Raw genomic sequence first — 15,320 nt, forward strand, 5'->3', positions numbered from 1 at the left:
ACACCCCCACCCGAACGGGCCGAAGCATCATCAGATAGCGAGCCATATGGCATCGACTATTTGGCACACTGTTGAGTTCTCAAGGAACAGACGCGCATCTCCTCGAGATCTTTCGATCTCATCCGAGAGGCTTTGTCGTTCTGAATCCTACCTGGCTTTCGGACCGCTTCCCGCCACCTGTTCGGGCAGCATCTGCGGGCCGTGAGCCCGTCCCCATCCGGCTTCAGGGCGCACGAAGCGCCTGGAAACACGAGCGGGGGTGGCCACCCTAGGGACCAGCCACCGTGGTTCGATCCGCGGTGTCCGTTCCTCCCTCTCGGGCGACATCGAGAACATTACGCGCGTGTTGCGGCAGGTGGCAAATCCCTGCTCGGTGACCCCCGTCACCAGACCCGCTCCAGAGCGTGAACGCGCAGGTCAGCCACCGGAAACGTGGACGGCGGGCCCCCGTGCCCCGTGGTGGGGACGAGGACCCGCCGTCGCGCGGTACCGGCCGAGAACGGTCCAGACCGGCTCAGACCTGCGCGTCGACCACCGCGAGCGTGCGCTTGCCTCGTCGGAGAACAGCCCACCGGCCGTGCAGGAGGTCCTCCGTGGTGAGCACCGCGTCCTCGGCTGCGACCCGGACGTTGTTGACCGACGCCCCGCCCTCGGCGATCGCTCGTCGTGCCGCGCCCTTGCTCGCCACCACCCCTGTCGCCGCCAGGAGATCGGCGATCCCGTCGCCGGCGGCGCCCGGTGCGGACGGGAGCTCGGCGACCGCGGCGGCGAGCGTCGCGGCGTCGAGGTCGGCCAACGAGCCGCGGCCGAACAGCGCCTGGCTGGCCGCGACGACCTGGTCGGCGGCCGCCGTCCCGTGCACGAGCGAGGTCACCTCGTAGGCCAGCGCCCGCTGTGCCTCGCGGGCGGCCGGCCGGTCGGCGACGGCCGCCTCGAGCTCCTCGATCTGCTCGCGCGAGCGGAAGCTGAACACCTTGAGGTAGCCCACCACGTCGGCGTCGTCGGTGTTGAGCCAGAACTGGAAGAAGGCGTACGGCGTGGTCAGCTCGGGGTCGAGCCAGACCGTTCCCGTCTCCGTCTTGCCGAACTTGGTGCCGTCCGCCTTGGTGATCAGCGGCGTCGTGAGCGCGTGCACGGCGACGCCCTCGGCCTTGCGGATCAGCTCCACACCCGAGAGCAGGTTGCCCCACTGGTCGCTGCCACCGGTCTGCAGCGTGATCCCGTGCCGGCGGTGCAGCTCGAGGTAGTCCATGCCCTGCAGGATCTGGTAGCTGAACTCGGTGAAGCTGATGCCCACGTCGCTGTTGAGACGTCGGGCCACCGTGTCCTTGGCGAGCATGGTGCCCAGCCGGTAGTGCTTGCCGATGTCGCGCAGGAAGTCGATGGCCGACAGCGGCGCCGTCCAGTCGAGGTTGTTGACCATCGTCGCGGCGTGCGGGCCGTCGAAGCGGAGCAGCGGCTCGATCTGCTTGCGGATGCGCTCCACCCAGCCGGACACCACGTCGCGGTCGTTCAGGGTGCGCTCCCCCGCCATCTTCGGGTCGCCGATCAGACCCGTCGCGCCGCCGACGAGCCCGAACGGCACGTGACCGGCGTCCTGCAGGCGGCGGACGGTGAGGATCTGGACGAGGTTGCCGATGTGCAGGCTCGGCGCAGTGGGGTCGAACCCGCAGTAGAGGGAGACGGGCCCGGCGGAGAGCGCGTCGCGGAGGGCGTCGAGGTCGGTGGTCTGGGCGATCAGCCCACGCCACTCGAGCTCGTCGAGGATGTGGTTCACAGGGTCTCCAGGCAGTCGGCCGGTGCAGTTCCGGCGGAAGAGGTGGGCGAGGGCGTCCGGCCGGCGTCGTCGTCCCTCACGGGACGTCTACCGACGCCGGCGCGCGATACGCCGGGCGGTACGCGGAGACGGTGCGCTCGTCGGTCAGCCAGTAGCGCCACGGGAACCTGGTGCCTTCGCCGCCGGACCCCGAGACGCCGACGCGCGGGCCGGACTTGTGGGTCGGCTGGACCACGACCTGGTGGCGGTGCAGCACGATGTCGCCGCCCGCCTCCGTGACGTCGGCGCCGTTGGCGCGCAGGTCGAGACCGAGGGCGACGGCCAGCCGCGCGGGGCCACGGGCGAGCTGGCGCTCGGAGTCCACGACGCCGACGGCCTCGCGGCGCTGCCGGGCGAGGTCCACGCCGTCGACGATCTCGCCCGCACGGAGCAGCACGGCCGACGGGCTGCCGGTGGGCTCGGTGACGATGTTGAGGCAGTGGTGCAGCCCGAGGTGGCGGTAGACGTACAGGCGCCCGGGCTCCGCGAACATCACCGCATTGCGGGCGGTCCGGCCGCGGAACGCGTGGGAGCCGGGGTCGTCGGCACCGCCGTAGGCCTCGACCTCGGTGATCCGCAGCGTGACGTCACCCTCGGGCGACCGTGCGGTGAGGTAGGCACCGAGGAGGTCGCGCGCGACCGCGTGCACCGGGCGGGCGAACCAGACCCGCGCCGGGACGACCACGGGCGCGCGCCGACCGGCGGCGTCCGGGCTCTCGAGCGGTTCCGACGGGCTCACCCGACCATCTTGCCGCACGACCCGGCCCCGGCGATCCGGGATTCCGGTGTCAGGACCGGGGGCGGTCGGCGCAGAGGGCGTCGGAAGCGCCGTGCGATCGATGCGGTGGGCGCATGGAGGTCGTCCGAGCCCTCACTGCGCTGCGGACCGCGACGGCGGCGCCGGACGCGTCGGGGGGATCCGGGCTCACGATGCGGTGCTCTCGGTGAGAGGGTCCCCAAACGCGTCGAGGCGGACGTCGGCGCGCTCGCGCGTCTGCTCGCGAGCGAAGTGGGCCGATTCGTCGACCATCCAGGTCAGCCAGTGCTCGCGCGCGTCGGTGCCGTCGCGTGCGAGGCCGCGCTCGAGGCGCAGGTCGGCCGGCGCCTCCACCCAGACGCGCAGCACCGCCACGGGGTCGACCGCGCGGCGGGCGGACCCGCACCCCTCCACGACAAGCAGGTCCGGGACCGGCACGTCGACCCACTCCGCGAAGTCCCCCGAGGTCCAGTCGTAGCGCTGGTAGCGGCCGGGCATCCCGCGGCGCAGCGGCTCCAGGACCTGAGCGCGCAGGCGCGGCCAGAGCGAGCCTTCGAGGCCTGACCACCCCTCGTAGAGGTCGTCGAGGTGCACCACGGTGGCTCCCCGGGCACCCAGAGCGTCCGCGAGGGTCGTCTTGCCGGAACCCGCGGGGCCGTCGATCGCGATGACCCGAACCCGGCCCAGCCGGGGTCGAGCGGCGAACGCCCGGGCGACGAGGTCGTCGGCGATCACGACGCCCAGGTACGCAGCTCCGCCGCGCGGGACCGGGCACGGTCGAGCTGTTCGGCGACGCGCACCGGCGCGGTCCCGCCGACCGCCGACCGTGACGCCAGCGACCCCTCGACCGTCAGCACCGTGCGCACCTCGGGTGTGAGGTGGGGCGAGATGGCGACGAGCTCGTCGTCGGTGAGGTCCCACAGCTCGATGGCCGGCTCGTGCTCCTCGCAGGCACGGACGCAGGCGCCGGCGACCTCGTGCGCGACCCGGAACGGCACGCCGTTGCGGACGAGCCACTCGGCGATGTCCGTCGCGAGCGAGAAGCCCTGCGGCGCGAGCGCGGCGAGCCGGTCGGTGTCGAACTCGAGGGTCTCGACCATGCCGGCGAACGCCGGCAGCAGGACCGAGAGCTGGTCCACCTGGTCGAAGACCGGCTCCTTGTCCTCCTGCAGGTCGCGGTTGTACGCGAGCGGCAGGCCCTTGAGCGTGGTGAGCAGGCCCGTCAGGTCGCCGACGAGACGGCCGGCCTTGCCGCGCGCCAGCTCGGCGACGTCCGGGTTCTTCTTCTGCGGCATGATGCTCGACCCCGTGGAGTAGGCGTCGTGCAGCTTGACGAAGCCGAACTCCTTGGTGGCCCAGAGGATGACCTCCTCGGCGAGCCGGGAGATGTCGACGGCGAGCATCGCGGCGACGAACGCGAACTCGGCGACGACGTCACGCGACGCGGTGCCGTCGATCGAGTTCTCGACCGGGCCGTCGAAGCCGAGCTCCGCGGCGACGGCCGCGGGGTCCAGGCCGAGCGACGATCCCGCCAGCGCGCCCGAGCCGTACGGGGAGCGGGCTGCCCGGGCGTCCCAGTCGACCCACCGCTCGACGTCTCTCAGCAGCGGCCACGCGTGCGCGAGGAGGTGGTGCGCGAGCAGGACCGGCTGGGCGTGCTGCAGGTGGGTGCGGCCCGGCATCGGTGCCTCGCCCGCCCGGTCGGCCTGCGCGACCAGAGCGTCGACCGCGTCCAGCACCAGCCGGGCGAGACCGCGAGCCTCCTCGCGCAGGTACATCCGCACGAGGGTCGCGATCTGGTCGTTGCGCGAGCGGCCGGCGCGGAGCTTGCCGCCGAGGTCCGCACCGGCACGGTCGATCAGCCCGCGCTCCAGGGCGGTGTGCACGTCCTCGTCCTCGAGCACCGGCAGGAAGTCGCCACTCGCGACGTCGGCCCGCAGGCGCTCGAGAGCGTCGACCATCCCGGTGAGCTCGTCGTCCGTGAGCAGGCCCGCACCGTGCAGGACCCGGGCGTGCGCGACGGAGCCGGAGATGTCGTGCCCGGCGAGCCGCCAGTCGAAGTGCGTCGACTGCGAGAGCGCCTGGAGCGCCTCCGAGGGGCCGCCGGCGAACCGGCCGCCCCACAGCGAGACGTTCCCGGCCGCCTGGACGGCGCCGCCCGACGTCGCGGTGACGTCCTCAGGCACCCGTGATCCCGCCCTGCGAGCCGAGGTCGACCCCGTTGCCGAAGCGCACGTCGCGCGCGGCGGCCAGCTTGGAGGACAGACCGTAGATCTCGATGAAGCCCTTGGCGGCGGACTGGTCGAACGAGTCGCCGGTGTCGTACGTCGCGAGGTTGAAGTCGTACAGGCTCGCGTCCGAGCGGCGGCCTGTGACCGTCGCGCGACCGCCGTGCAGGACCATCCGCACGTCGCCGGAGACGTAGCGCTGGGTGTCGTCGACGAACACGTCGAGCGACTTCTTCAGCGGCGAGAACCACTGGCCGTCGTAGACCAGCTCGGTCCAGCGCTGCTCGACGCCCCGCTTGAACCGCGCCTGCTCACGCTCGACGGTGACGTTCTCGAGCTCCTGGTGCGCGGCGATGAGCGCGACCGCGCCGGGGGCCTCGTAGACCTCGCGGGACTTGATGCCGACCAGGCGGTCCTCGACGATGTCGATCCGGCCGATGCCCTGGGCGCCGGCGCGTCGGTTCATCTCCTGGATCGCCTGCAGCGGCGTGACGGGGATGCCGTCCAGCGCGACCGGGATGCCGGCCTCGAACGTGATGACGACCTCGTCGGCGACCGGGGGGAACGTCGGGTCGTCCGTGTACGTGTAGACGTCCTTGGTGGGGCCGTTCCAGATGTCCTCGAGGAAGCCCGTCTCGACCGCGCGGCCCCACACGTTCTGGTCGATGGAGAACGGGTTGTGCTTCGTCGTCTCGATCGGCAGCGCGTTGCGCGTCGCGAACTCGATGGCCTTGTCGCGGGTCAGCGCGAGGTCCCGGACGGGCGCCAGGCACGTCAGGTCGGGCGCGAGCGATGTGATGCCGACCTCGAAGCGGACCTGGTCGTTGCCCTTGCCGGTGCAGCCGTGCGCGACCGTCGTCGCACCGAACTGCCGGGCCGCGCGGACCAGGTGCTTGACGATGACCGGGCGCGAGAGGGCCGACACCAGCGGGTAGCGGTCGAGGTACAGCGCGTTCGCCTTGAGGGCGGGCATGCAGTACTCGGTCGCGAACTCGTCGCGGGCGTCGGCGACGTACGCCTCCACGGCGCCGCAGTCCAGAGCGCGCTGGCGGATCACGTTGAGGTCCTCGCCGCCCTGGCCGACGTCGACCGCCACGGCGATCACCTCGGCGCCGGTGGCCTCGGCGATCCAGCCGATGCCCACAGAGGTGTCCAGGCCGCCGGAGTAGGCGAGGACGACGCGCTCAGTCATTGTTCTTCTCTCTTCGGGGTTCTGTTCGGGGGAGGTTCGAGGGTGTTCTGAGGTCAGTCTGACGGACGGGTGCGGGACGGCGTGTCGGTGGCCAGCGCGAGGAAGCGGGCGGCCAGCGCGACGCCGGTCTCGCCCTCGCGGGCGATGACCAGCACGGTGTCGTCGCCCGCGATGGTGCCGAGCACGGCGGGCAGCACCGAGTGGTCGATGGCCGACGCGAGGAACTGCGCAGCCCCGGGCGGCGTCCGCAGCACGACCAGGTTGCCCGAGGCCTCCGCGGTCACCAGGAGCTCGGCGCACAGACGCGCGAGCCGAGCGGCGAGCATCTCCTCGTCGGGGCCCGCCGCCGGCGTGCGCAGACCACCTTCGGCAGGGACCGCGTAGGCGAGGGCGCCGGACGGGGTCCGGATCTTCACCGCGCGCAGCTCCACAAGGTCGCGCGACAGGGTCGCCTGCGTGACGGTGACGCCCTCCGCGGTGAGCAGCTCGGCCAGCTGCTGCTGCGAGTGGACCGTGCCGCGGGTGAGCAGCGCGGTGACCAGCGCGTGCCGGGCGGCCTTGGTGTGCGGGACGGTGACGCTCATCAGCCCTCCACCAGCCACGACAGGAGGGCCTTCTGCGCGTGCAGGCGGTTCTCGGCCTCGTCCCAGACGACCGACTGCGGCCCGTCGATGACCTCGGCGGTGATCTCCTTGCCGCGGTAGGCGGGCAGGCAGTGCAGGACGAGGGCGTCCGGCCGGGCGAGGGCCATGGCGGCAGCGTCGACCCGGAACGGCACGAACGGCGTCTCCCGGTCGGCCGCCTCGGACTCCTGGCCCATCGAGATCCAGGTGTCCGTCGCGACGACGTCGGCGCCGGCCACGGCCTCCGCCAGCGTGTGCACCACCGTCACCGACCCTCCGGTGTCCGCGGCGATCGCGGCCGCGTCCGCGAGGATCGCAGCGTCGGGCAGGTAGCCGTCGGGCGTGCCGATCCGCACGTGCAGACCAGCGGTCGCGCCGCCGAGCAAATACGAGTGCGACATGTTGTTCGCGCCGTCACCGACGTAGGCGAGCGTCAGCCCGGCCAGTCCCGCCACTCCCCCGCGGTGCTGCGCGACCGTCGCGAGGTCCGCGAGGATCTGGCACGGGTGGAAGCTGTCCGTGAGCGCGTTCACGACGGGGACGCCCGCGTGCTCGGCCATCTGCTCGAGCCGCTTCTGCGAGAACGTGCGCCACACGATCGCCGCGACCTGGCGGCCCAGGACGCGTGCCGTGTCCTCGATCGACTCCCGCTCACCGATCCGGGCCAGCTTGCCGTCGACGCTCAGCGGGAAGCCGCCGAGCTCCGCGATGCCCGCCGTGAACGAGACCTGGGTCCGCAGCGTCGGCTTGTCGAAGATGACGGCCACCGCCCGCGGCCCCGTCAGCGGCGTGCGGATGAACCGGTCGTCACGGAAGGCGAGCGCGAGCTCGAGGACGGCCTTCTGCTCGCGGGGGCTCAGGTCGTCGTCGCGCAGGAAGTGGCGGGTCATGACAGGTCCTCGCAGACGAGGTCGTCGGGAGCACAGTCGTCGCGCAGGAAGTGGCGGGTCATGACAGGTCCTCGCAGACGAGGTCGCCGGGAGCACAGTCGTCGCGGAGGAAGTGGCGGGTCATGACAGGTCCTCGGGGACGCTCGCGAGGAAGTCGACGAACTGGCCGGCTTGCTCCTGCGTGAGCACGAATGGCGGCGCGAGGCGGATGGTCGTCGGGGTGCAGGGGTTCACGATGAACCCCGCCTCGAGCGCGCGCGCGGCGACCGCGGCGGCCACAGGTGCCGTCAGCTCGATGCCGATGAGGAAGCCCTCGCCGCGCACCTCGCCGACCAGCGGGTTGCCCGTGCCGGCCAGCTGCTCCCGCAGGGACGCACCCAGCGAGCTCACGTGGTCCAGCAGCCCGTCGCGCTCGATGACCGCGATCGTGGCGAGCCCGGCGGCCGACGCGACCGGGTTCCCGCCGAACGTGGTGCCGTGCTGACCGCGGCCCAGGAGCGTCGCGGTCTGCTCGCCGTAGGCGATGAGCGCGCCCACGGGGAACCCTCCGCCGAGCCCCTTCGCGACGGTCACCGCGTCGGGCACGATGCCGCCGCCGACGTGCGGGAGCTGGTGGGCGAACCAGGCACCGGTCCGACCCATGCCGGTCTGCACCTCGTCGAGGATCAGCAGCGCGCCGTGCTCGGCCGTCAGGCTGCGGGCGAGCGCCAGGTAGCCGGGCGGGAGCGGCCGGACGCCGGCCTCGCCCTGGATCGGCTCGACGAACAGCGCCGCGACCCGGTCGCCGTCGACCGCGAACGCCGCCTCGAGTGCCTCGGTGTCACCGAACGGCACGAACTCGACGCCCCCGGGCAGCGGCTCGAACGGCTCGCGGTACGCCGCCTTGTGGGTGAGCGCGAGCGCGCCCATCGACCGGCCGTGGAACGAGCCCTCCAGCGCGAGGATCCGCGGCCGGTCGGTGCCGCCGTTGCGGCGCGCGAGCTTGAACGCGGCCTCGTTGGCCTCGGTCCCGGAGTTGGTGAGGAAGACCCTCGACCCCTCGGGGGCGCCGGCCAGGGCGAGCAGCCGCTCGGCGAACGCGATCTGCGTGGGGCTGCCGAAGAAGTTGGAGACGTGCCCGAGGGTGCCCAGCTGCGCGCTGATCGCCGCCGTCAGGGTGGGGTGCGCGTGACCGAGCGAGTTCACCGCGATCCCGCCGAGCAGGTCGAGGTACCGGGTGCCGTCGGCGTCCCACACGTAGGGCCCCTCGCCGCGGACGAGCACCCGCTGCGGCGGACCGAAGGTGTCCATCACGGCATGCGTGTACCGGTCGGTCCACTGCGCGACGGAGCCGTCAGCAGCCAGCACCGGCAGGTTCGCGTCCGTGGCCTCCGGCGACCGGTGCCGGGCCCGGACGTTCTCGAGCGCGGTCACAGGGTCACCTCGGGGTCGTGGGGGATCACGGGGATGGGGGCCGTGAAGGGGGCGTCGGCAGGCTCCTCGTCGGGCAGCACCATGGTGCCGATGCCGTCGGAGGTGAAGACCTCGACCAGGATCGAGTGCGGGGCGCGTCCGTCGATGACGTGGGCGCGACCGACGCCACCCTCGACGGCCCGCCAGCAGGCCTCCATCTTCGGGCGCATGCCGGCGTCCAGCCCGGGCAGCAGCTCCGCCAGGGCGCTGGCTCCGATGCGACGCACGAGCGAGCCCTGGTCCGGCCACCTCGTGTACAGGCCCTCGACGTCGGTGAGCACGATGAGCTTGCGGGCGCCGAGCGCGACCGCGAGCGCGGCGGCCGCGGTGTCCGCGTTGACGTTGAGCACCGTGGTGGGGTCGTCGAGGTCGGGCGCGACGGTGGAGACCACGGGGATGCGGCCGGCGTCGAGCAGGTCGAGCACGGCACCGGGGTTGACCTTGACGACGTCGCCGACGAGCCCGATGTCGACGCTCTCACCGTCCACGATCGCCGACCGCCGACGCGCCTGGAACAGCCCGCCGTCCTCGCCCGACAGGCCGACGGCGTGGGGTCCGTGCGCGTTGAGCAGCCCGACGAGCTCGCGGGAGACCTGCCCGGTGAGCACCATCCGCACGACGTCCATCGCCTCGGGCGTGGTGACGCGCAGGCCGCCGCGGAACTCCGACTCGATGCCGAGCCGGTCGAGCATCGCGTTGATCTGCGGTCCCCCGCCGTGCACCACGACCGGCTTGAGGCCGACCTGGCGCAGGAAGACCATGTCCTGGGCGAACGCCCGCTTCAGGTCCTCGTCGATCATCGCGTTGCCGCCGTACTTCACGACGACGAGGGCGCCCGCGAACTTCTGCAGCCACGGCAGGGCCTCGATGAGGACCTCGGCCTTCTGGTCGGCGCGCAGGTCCGTGCGGGTGTTGAACGTGAAGTCGCTCATGTGGAGTACGCGCTGTTCTCGTGGACGTAGTCGTGCGTGAGGTCGTTGGTCCAGACGGTGACCACCTCGCCGCCCGCGTGCAGGTCGATGAGGACGTGCACCTCGCGGCTCGCGGCGAGGTCGACCTCGGACCGGGGCCGGAACGCGCCACCGGCCTTGCACACCTGGACGCCGTTGATGGTGACGTCGAGCTGGTCGGGGTCGAACGCGGCGACGCTCTCCGGCACGGTCCCGACCTGCGCGAGCACGCGGCCCCAGTTGGGGTCGTTGCCGAACATCGCGGCCTTGAACAGGTTGGAGCGGGTCACGGCGCGGGCCACCGCGAGCCCGGCGTCCTGCGTCTCGGCTCCCATCACGGTGACCGCGATGTCGTGCGTGGCGCCCTCCGCGTCGGCGACCAGGGCGCGGGCGAGCTCGCCGCAGACCTGCGTCAGCGCAGCGGTGAATCCCGCGGGGTCCGGGATCGCGCGGCTGGCGCCCGAGACCATCAGCGTGACCGTGTCCGACGTCGACATGCACCCGTCGGAGTCGACGCGCTCGAACGTCTCCGCCACCGCGGTGCGCAGCGCTGCGGCCGCGGTCTCGGCGTCCACGACGGCGTCGGTCGTGATGACGCAGAGCATCGTGGCAAGACCGGGGGCGAGCATCCCGGCGCCCTTGGCCATACCCCCGACGGTCCATGCGCCCCGGTCGCCGTCGATGTGCAGGTGCGCGGTCTTGGCGACGGTGTCGGTGGTCATGATCGCGACGGCCGCGTCGGGACCGCCCTCGGGCGAGAGCGCCTCGACGGCGATGCCGATGCCGTCGAGGATCTTGTCGATGGGCAGCCGCTCCCCGATCAGACCGGTGGAGCAGACCACGACGTCGCCCGCGGAGATCTCCAGGGCGGCGCCGACGGTCTCGGCGGTCAGGTGGACGTCGAGGAAGCCCTCGGGCCCGGTGCACACGTTGGCGCCGCCGGAGTTGAGCACGACCGCGCTGACGACCCCGTCCGAGACGGCCTGGCGGGACCAGACGACCGGCGCCCCCACGACCCGGTTGGTGGTGAACACGGCCGCCGCAGCCTGCGACGGGCCGTCGTTGACGACGAGCGCGAGGTCGGGGCGGCCCGAGGCCTTGAGACCCGCCGTGATGCCGGAGGCGCGGAAGCCGGCCGCCGCGGTGACACCGGGTGAGGGCAGGGCCATGGTCTCGATGCTCACGGTGCGACTCCGTCCAGGGGAAGGCCGAGCGTCTCGGGGAGCCCGAGCGCGAGGTTGAGGGACTGCAGTGCGCCACCGGCCGTGCCCTTGACCAGGTTGTCGATCGCCGTGACCGTCACGACGCGTCCGGCGCGCTCGTCGACCGCGACCTGCACGAGCGCGGTGTTGGCACCGAGTGTGGCAGCCGTCGTGGGCCACTGGCCCTCGGGCAGGAGGTGCACGAACGGCTCGTCCGCGTAGGTCTGCTCCCAGGCGGCCCGGACGTCTGCGGGGTCGACCCCGGGGGCGAGACGGGCCGTGGCGGTCGCGAGGATGCCGCGGGCCATGGGCACAAGGGTCGGGGTGAACGAGATCGTCACGTCCGCGGCGCCGGCGGAGCGCAGGTTCTGCGCGATCTCGGGGATGTGCCGGTGCGTGCCGCCCACCGCGTAGGGCTGGGCCGCGCCGAGCGCCTCGCTGGCGAGCAGGTGCGTCTTGAGCGACTTCCCCGCGCCGGAGTAGCCGTTGGCGAGCACCGCGACGAGGTCGGTGGGCTCGATGAGCCCGGCGGCGATGCCCGGCTGGAGGCCGAGGGAGACGGCGGTGACGTTGCAGCCCGGGACGGCGATCCGACGCGCGCCGGCGAGCACCGACCGCTGCTCGCCCGCGGTCCGCTCCCCCGGGTGCAGCAGCTCCGGGAGGCCGTAGGGCCAGGTGCCCGCGTGCGCGCTGCCGTAGAACTGCTCCCAGTCGGCCGCGTCGACGAGCCGGTGGTCGGCGCCGAGGTCGACGACGATCGCGCCGTCGCCGCGCGCCTCGAGCTCGGCGGCGATCGCTCCGCTGGCACCGTGCGGCAGGGCGAGGACGACGACGTCGTGCCCGGCGAGCTCGTCGACACCCGTCGGGGCGAGCACCCGGTCCGCGAGCGTGCGCAGGTGCGGCTGGTGGGCACCGAGCGGCGTGCCGGCGTTGGAGTGCGCGGTGAGGGTCCCGATCCGGGCCTCGGGGTGCGCGAGGAGCACGCGGAGCATCTCGCCTCCGGCGTACCCGCTGGCACCCGCGACTGCGACCGTGAACGTCATGTGCATGAACATACACACGGCTGCACGAAGATACGAACGGCTTTCCGGGGAAGATCACCGCGTGCCGTCGCGTTGGCCCCAACGTGCGCGCCATCCGAGCCACCGCCGCCGGCGGTCCCGACGTCCTCGAGCTCACCGAGCTCCCCGACCCCGAGCCCGCCGCCGACGAGGTCCTCGTCCGCGTCGCCGCGGCCGGGGTCAACTTCATCGACACGTACCGCCGGTCCGGCGTGTACGCGATGACGTTCCCGCACGTCGTGGGCTCGGAGGGCGCCGGGACGGTCGTCGCCGTCGGCTCCGAGGTCAGCGAGATCGCCGTCGGCGACCGGGTCGCCTGGTCGTCGGCACCCGGCTCCTATGCGGAGCTGGTCGCCGTCCGGGCGTCGAAGGCCCTCCTCGTCCCCGAGGGCGTGCCCGACCAGGTCGCCGCCGCGCTCCCCCTCCAGGGCCTCACCGCGCACTACCTGGTGACCTCGACGTTCCCGGTCCAGGCCGGCCATGACGTGCTCGTGCACGCGGCCGCCGGCGGTGTCGGGCTGCTGCTCACCCAGCTGGCGGCACAGCGCGGTGCCCGCGTGATCGCGACCGTCGGGAGCGTCGAGAAGGAGCGCCTGGCGCGCGAGGCCGGTGCTGCCGACGTGATCCGCTATCGCGAGCTCGCCGACCTGACCCGTGACCTGCCCGCCGAGGTGCGGGCGCTGACCGACGGGCGAGGCGTGCACGCCGTCTTCGACTCCGTCGGCAAGGACACGTTCGACGCGTCCCTGGCCTCCCTGCACGCGCGCGGCACGCTCGTCCTGTTCGGCGGCTCGTCCGGCCCTGTCCCGCCGGTCGACCCGCAGAGGCTCAACGCAGGCGGGTCGCTCTTCCTGACCCGGCCCACGCTCGACCACTACATCGCCACCCGTGACGAGCTCGACTGGCGCGCCCGCGAGCTGTTCGACGCCGTGCGCGCGGGCGAGCTCGACGTGCGGATCGGCGCCACGTTCTCCCTGGCCGACGCGGCCGACGCCCACCGCGCGCTCGAGTCGCGCTCCACCACCGGAAAGGTGCTCCTGCTCCCGTGAGTGTCAACGCCCTCCCCGCTGTGCCGCAGGTACGCACGTTGAACGTCGAGGTCTGGTCCGACATCGCCTGCCCCTGGTGCTACATCGGCAAGCGTCGCTTCGCGACAGCGCTGGCCGACTTCCCGCACCGGGAGCACGTCGAGGTGACCTGGCGCGCGTACGAGCTGTCGCCGAGCACGCCCGTCGGCCCCGGCATCCCCGAGATCGACGCGCTCGCCCGGCACAAGGGCATCCCGCGAGACCAGGTGACGCGGATGTTCGCCCAGGTCACGGCCGTGGCGGCGGGTGAGGGTCTGGCCTACGACTTCGACAGGGCGATCGCCGCCAACACGTTCGCCGCGCACCGCCTGGTGCACCTCGCGCGCACCACGGGCGGGCCGGAGCTGGCGGAGCGCGTGCTCGAGGCGCTGTTCTCGGCGCACTTCGAGCACGGCGCCGACCTGGGCGACGACGACACGCTCGTGCGGATCGTCAGTGGCGCAGGCGTGGACGCCGAGGCAGCGCGAGCCACGCTGGACGGCGACGACGGAGCGGACGCGGTCCGTGCCGACGAGGACGAGGCGCGGGCGCTGGGCGTGACCGGCGTCCCGTTCTTCGTGGTCGACCGCCGCATCGCCGTCTCCGGCGCCCAGCCGGCCGACGTGTTCACGCAGCTGCTCGAGACGTCGTGGCGCGACGCGAACCCGGTCCAGGTGCTGGCGACGGCCGACGGGGCGGCCTGCGTCGACGACTCCTGCGCCCTCTGACGCCCCGACGGCAGGGCGCTACGGTGGCGAAGCGCACCGAAGCGCGCCGCCCACCCGGAGGCTCTGATGACGACGTCGCTCCTCGACACCCTCGGCGTGACCGTCCCCTCGACGGTCCCCACGCACTGGTACAACCTGGCGGCTGACCTGCCGTCACCCTGCCCGCCGGCGCTGCACCCGGGGACCCGGGAACCGCTGACCCCGGACGACCTGGCGCCGCTGTTCCCGATGGCGCTGATCATGCAGGAGGTCAGCACCGAGCGGTGGGTCGAGATCCCCGAGCCGGTGCGGGAGATCTACGCCCTGTGGCGCCCGTCGCCGCTCATCCGCGCCCGTCGCCTCGAGCGCGCGCTCGGCACCCCGGCGCGGATCTACTACAAGTACGAGGGCGTCAGCCCGGTCGGGTCGCACAAGCCGAACACCGCCGTCGCGCAGGCGTACTACAACGCGGCCGAGGGCATCACCAGGCTGACCACCGAGACCGGCGCCGGGCAGTGGGGCGCGTCGCTGGCCATGGCGTGCGCGCTTCTCGGGCTGACCTGCGAGGTGTGGCAGGTCCGCGCTTCGTACGACTCCAAGCCGTACCGCCGGATGCAGATGGAGACGTACGGGAGCATCTGCCACCCGTCGCCGTCGGACCTCACGAACGCCGGCCGGGCGATGCTCGCGGCGGACCCGGAGACCACCGGCTCGCTCGGCATGGCGATCAGCGAGGCGGTCGAGGCCGCCGCCACCGACCCTGACGCGCACTACTCGCTGGGCAGCGTGCTCAACCACGTGCTGCTGCACCAGAGCGTCATCGGTCAGGAGGCCCTCGCTCAGCTCGATGCGATCGAGGAGAGCGCCGACGTCGTCTTCGCGTGCGCCGGAGGCGGCTCCAACCTCGGTGGGCTCGCGTTCCCGTTCCTCGGCCGGAACCTGCGCGACGGCACGACGACGCGGGTGGTCGCCTGCGAACCGGCCGCGTGCCCGTCGCTGACGCAGGGCGAGTACCGGTACGACTTCGGCGACGTCGCCGGCCTGACTCCTCTGCTGAAGATGCACACGCTCGGCAAGGACTTCGTCCCGCCGCCCATCCACGCCGGTGGCCTGCGCTACCACGGGATGGCGCCGATGGTGTCGCACGCCGTCGAGCTCGGGCTGATCGACGCGATCGCCGTCGACCAGGAGACCGCGTTCGCCGCCGGGATCGAGTTCGCCCGGGCCGAGGGCATCATCCCCGCGCCCGAGTCGACGCACGCCGTCGCCGGGGCCATCGCGCACGCCCGCGCGGCGACCGGGCCCGAGACGATCGTCATCGGGCTGTCCGGCAACGGCGTCCTGGACCTGCCCGCCTACCACGACTACGTGTAGC

The 15,320-nt window shown here is 72.8% G+C and carries 14 protein-coding genes; 3 read left to right on the forward strand and 11 right to left on the reverse strand.

What is annotated here, in order from left to right; translation table 11 throughout:
• Nucleotides 1–514: 514 nt before the first annotated feature.
• From tyrS to argC, 11 genes are all read right to left on the reverse strand, one after another.
• Nucleotides 515–1,777 carry a tyrosine--tRNA ligase gene (gene tyrS, locus ASD16_RS19445; protein ID WP_055921835.1) on the reverse strand — a complete coding sequence of 421 codons (1,263 nt, stop codon included), beginning with the start codon at nt 1,775–1,777 and terminating at the stop codon, nt 515–517.
• Between the two features lie 76 nt (nt 1,778–1,853).
• Nucleotides 1,854–2,555, reverse strand: a complete 702-nt coding sequence (locus ASD16_RS19450) for a DNA-3-methyladenine glycosylase (protein ID WP_235523443.1) — start codon at nt 2,553–2,555, stop codon at nt 1,854–1,856.
• Nucleotides 2,556–2,741: 186 nt separating this feature from the next.
• A complete protein-coding gene (locus ASD16_RS19455; protein ID WP_157454047.1) occupies nt 2,742–3,308 on the reverse strand; it encodes a uridine kinase in 567 nt (188 codons plus the stop codon).
• Nucleotides 3,305–4,759 (reverse strand): argininosuccinate lyase, encoded by a 1,455-nt coding sequence (argH, locus tag ASD16_RS19460; protein ID WP_055921838.1) that lies wholly within the window; start codon nt 4,757–4,759, stop codon nt 3,305–3,307. Before argH ends, ASD16_RS19455 begins: the two co-directional genes overlap by 4 nt.
• A complete protein-coding gene (locus ASD16_RS19465) occupies nt 4,752–5,993 on the reverse strand; it encodes an argininosuccinate synthase (RefSeq protein ID WP_055921841.1) in 1,242 nt (413 codons plus the stop codon). Before ASD16_RS19465 ends, argH begins: the two co-directional genes overlap by 8 nt.
• Before the next feature lie 53 nt (nt 5,994–6,046).
• Nucleotides 6,047–6,577: an arginine repressor gene (locus ASD16_RS19470; RefSeq protein WP_055921844.1), complete on the reverse strand. Its 531-nt coding sequence runs from the start codon at nt 6,575–6,577 to the stop codon at nt 6,047–6,049.
• Nucleotides 6,577–7,506, reverse strand: coding sequence for an ornithine carbamoyltransferase (gene argF, locus ASD16_RS19475; RefSeq protein WP_055921847.1), 930 nt, complete (start codon nt 7,504–7,506; stop codon nt 6,577–6,579). Before argF ends, ASD16_RS19470 begins: the two co-directional genes overlap by 1 nt.
• Before the next feature lie 120 nt (nt 7,507–7,626).
• Nucleotides 7,627–8,919, reverse strand: coding sequence for an acetylornithine transaminase (locus ASD16_RS19480; protein ID WP_082571016.1), 1,293 nt, complete (start codon nt 8,917–8,919; stop codon nt 7,627–7,629).
• A complete protein-coding gene (gene argB / locus ASD16_RS19485; RefSeq protein WP_055921850.1) occupies nt 8,916–9,890 on the reverse strand; it encodes an acetylglutamate kinase in 975 nt (324 codons plus the stop codon). Before argB ends, ASD16_RS19480 begins: the two co-directional genes overlap by 4 nt.
• Nucleotides 9,887–11,077, reverse strand: a complete 1,191-nt coding sequence (gene argJ, locus ASD16_RS19490; protein WP_055922474.1) for a bifunctional glutamate N-acetyltransferase/amino-acid acetyltransferase ArgJ — start codon at nt 11,075–11,077, stop codon at nt 9,887–9,889. Before argJ ends, argB begins: the two co-directional genes overlap by 4 nt.
• An 11-nt stretch (nt 11,078–11,088) precedes the next feature.
• Nucleotides 11,089–12,153 (reverse strand): N-acetyl-gamma-glutamyl-phosphate reductase, encoded by a 1,065-nt coding sequence (gene argC / locus ASD16_RS19495; protein ID WP_200943016.1) that lies wholly within the window; start codon nt 12,151–12,153, stop codon nt 11,089–11,091.
• Between the two features lie 83 nt (nt 12,154–12,236).
• Between argC and ASD16_RS19500 the strand changes: the two genes are divergently transcribed.
• The 3 genes from ASD16_RS19500 (at nt 12,237) to ASD16_RS19510 (ending at nt 15,319) form a co-directional block, all read left to right on the forward strand.
• Nucleotides 12,237–13,220, forward strand: coding sequence for a quinone oxidoreductase (locus ASD16_RS19500; RefSeq protein WP_055921856.1), 984 nt, complete (start codon nt 12,237–12,239; stop codon nt 13,218–13,220).
• Nucleotides 13,217–13,966 carry a DsbA family oxidoreductase gene (locus ASD16_RS19505; RefSeq protein ID WP_055921858.1) on the forward strand — a complete coding sequence of 250 codons (750 nt, stop codon included), beginning with the start codon at nt 13,217–13,219 and terminating at the stop codon, nt 13,964–13,966. Before ASD16_RS19500 ends, ASD16_RS19505 begins: the two co-directional genes overlap by 4 nt.
• A 66-nt stretch (nt 13,967–14,032) precedes the next feature.
• On the forward strand, nt 14,033–15,319 hold the full coding sequence (locus ASD16_RS19510; protein ID WP_055921860.1) for a TrpB-like pyridoxal phosphate-dependent enzyme: 1,287 nt from the start codon (nt 14,033–14,035) through the stop codon (nt 15,317–15,319).
• Nucleotide 15,320 lies beyond the last annotated feature (1 nt).

Source organism: Cellulomonas sp. Root485, assembly GCF_001426705.1.
Lineage (GTDB): Bacteria > Actinomycetota > Actinomycetes > Actinomycetales > Cellulomonadaceae > Cellulomonas.

Coding starts and splice junctions, on each gene's coding strand:
- ASD16_RS19465 (WP_055921841.1), bottom strand. CDS start 5,993: ATGACTGAGCGCGTCGTCCTCGCCTACTCCGGCGGCCTGGACACCTCT.
- ASD16_RS19470 (WP_055921844.1), bottom strand. CDS start 6,577: ATGAGCGTCACCGTCCCGCACACCAAGGCCGCCCGGCACGCGCTGGTC.
- argF (WP_055921847.1), bottom strand. CDS start 7,506: ATGACCCGCCACTTCCTGCGCGACGACGACCTGAGCCCCCGCGAGCAG.
- argB (WP_055921850.1), bottom strand. CDS start 9,890: ATGAGCGACTTCACGTTCAACACCCGCACGGACCTGCGCGCCGACCAG.
- argJ (WP_055922474.1), bottom strand. CDS start 11,077: ATGGCCCTGCCCTCACCCGGTGTCACCGCGGCGGCCGGCTTCCGCGCC.
- argC (WP_200943016.1), bottom strand. CDS start 12,153: ATGACGTTCACGGTCGCAGTCGCGGGTGCCAGCGGGTACGCCGGAGGC.
- ASD16_RS19510 (WP_055921860.1), top strand. CDS start 14,033: ATGACGACGTCGCTCCTCGACACCCTCGGCGTGACCGTCCCCTCGACG.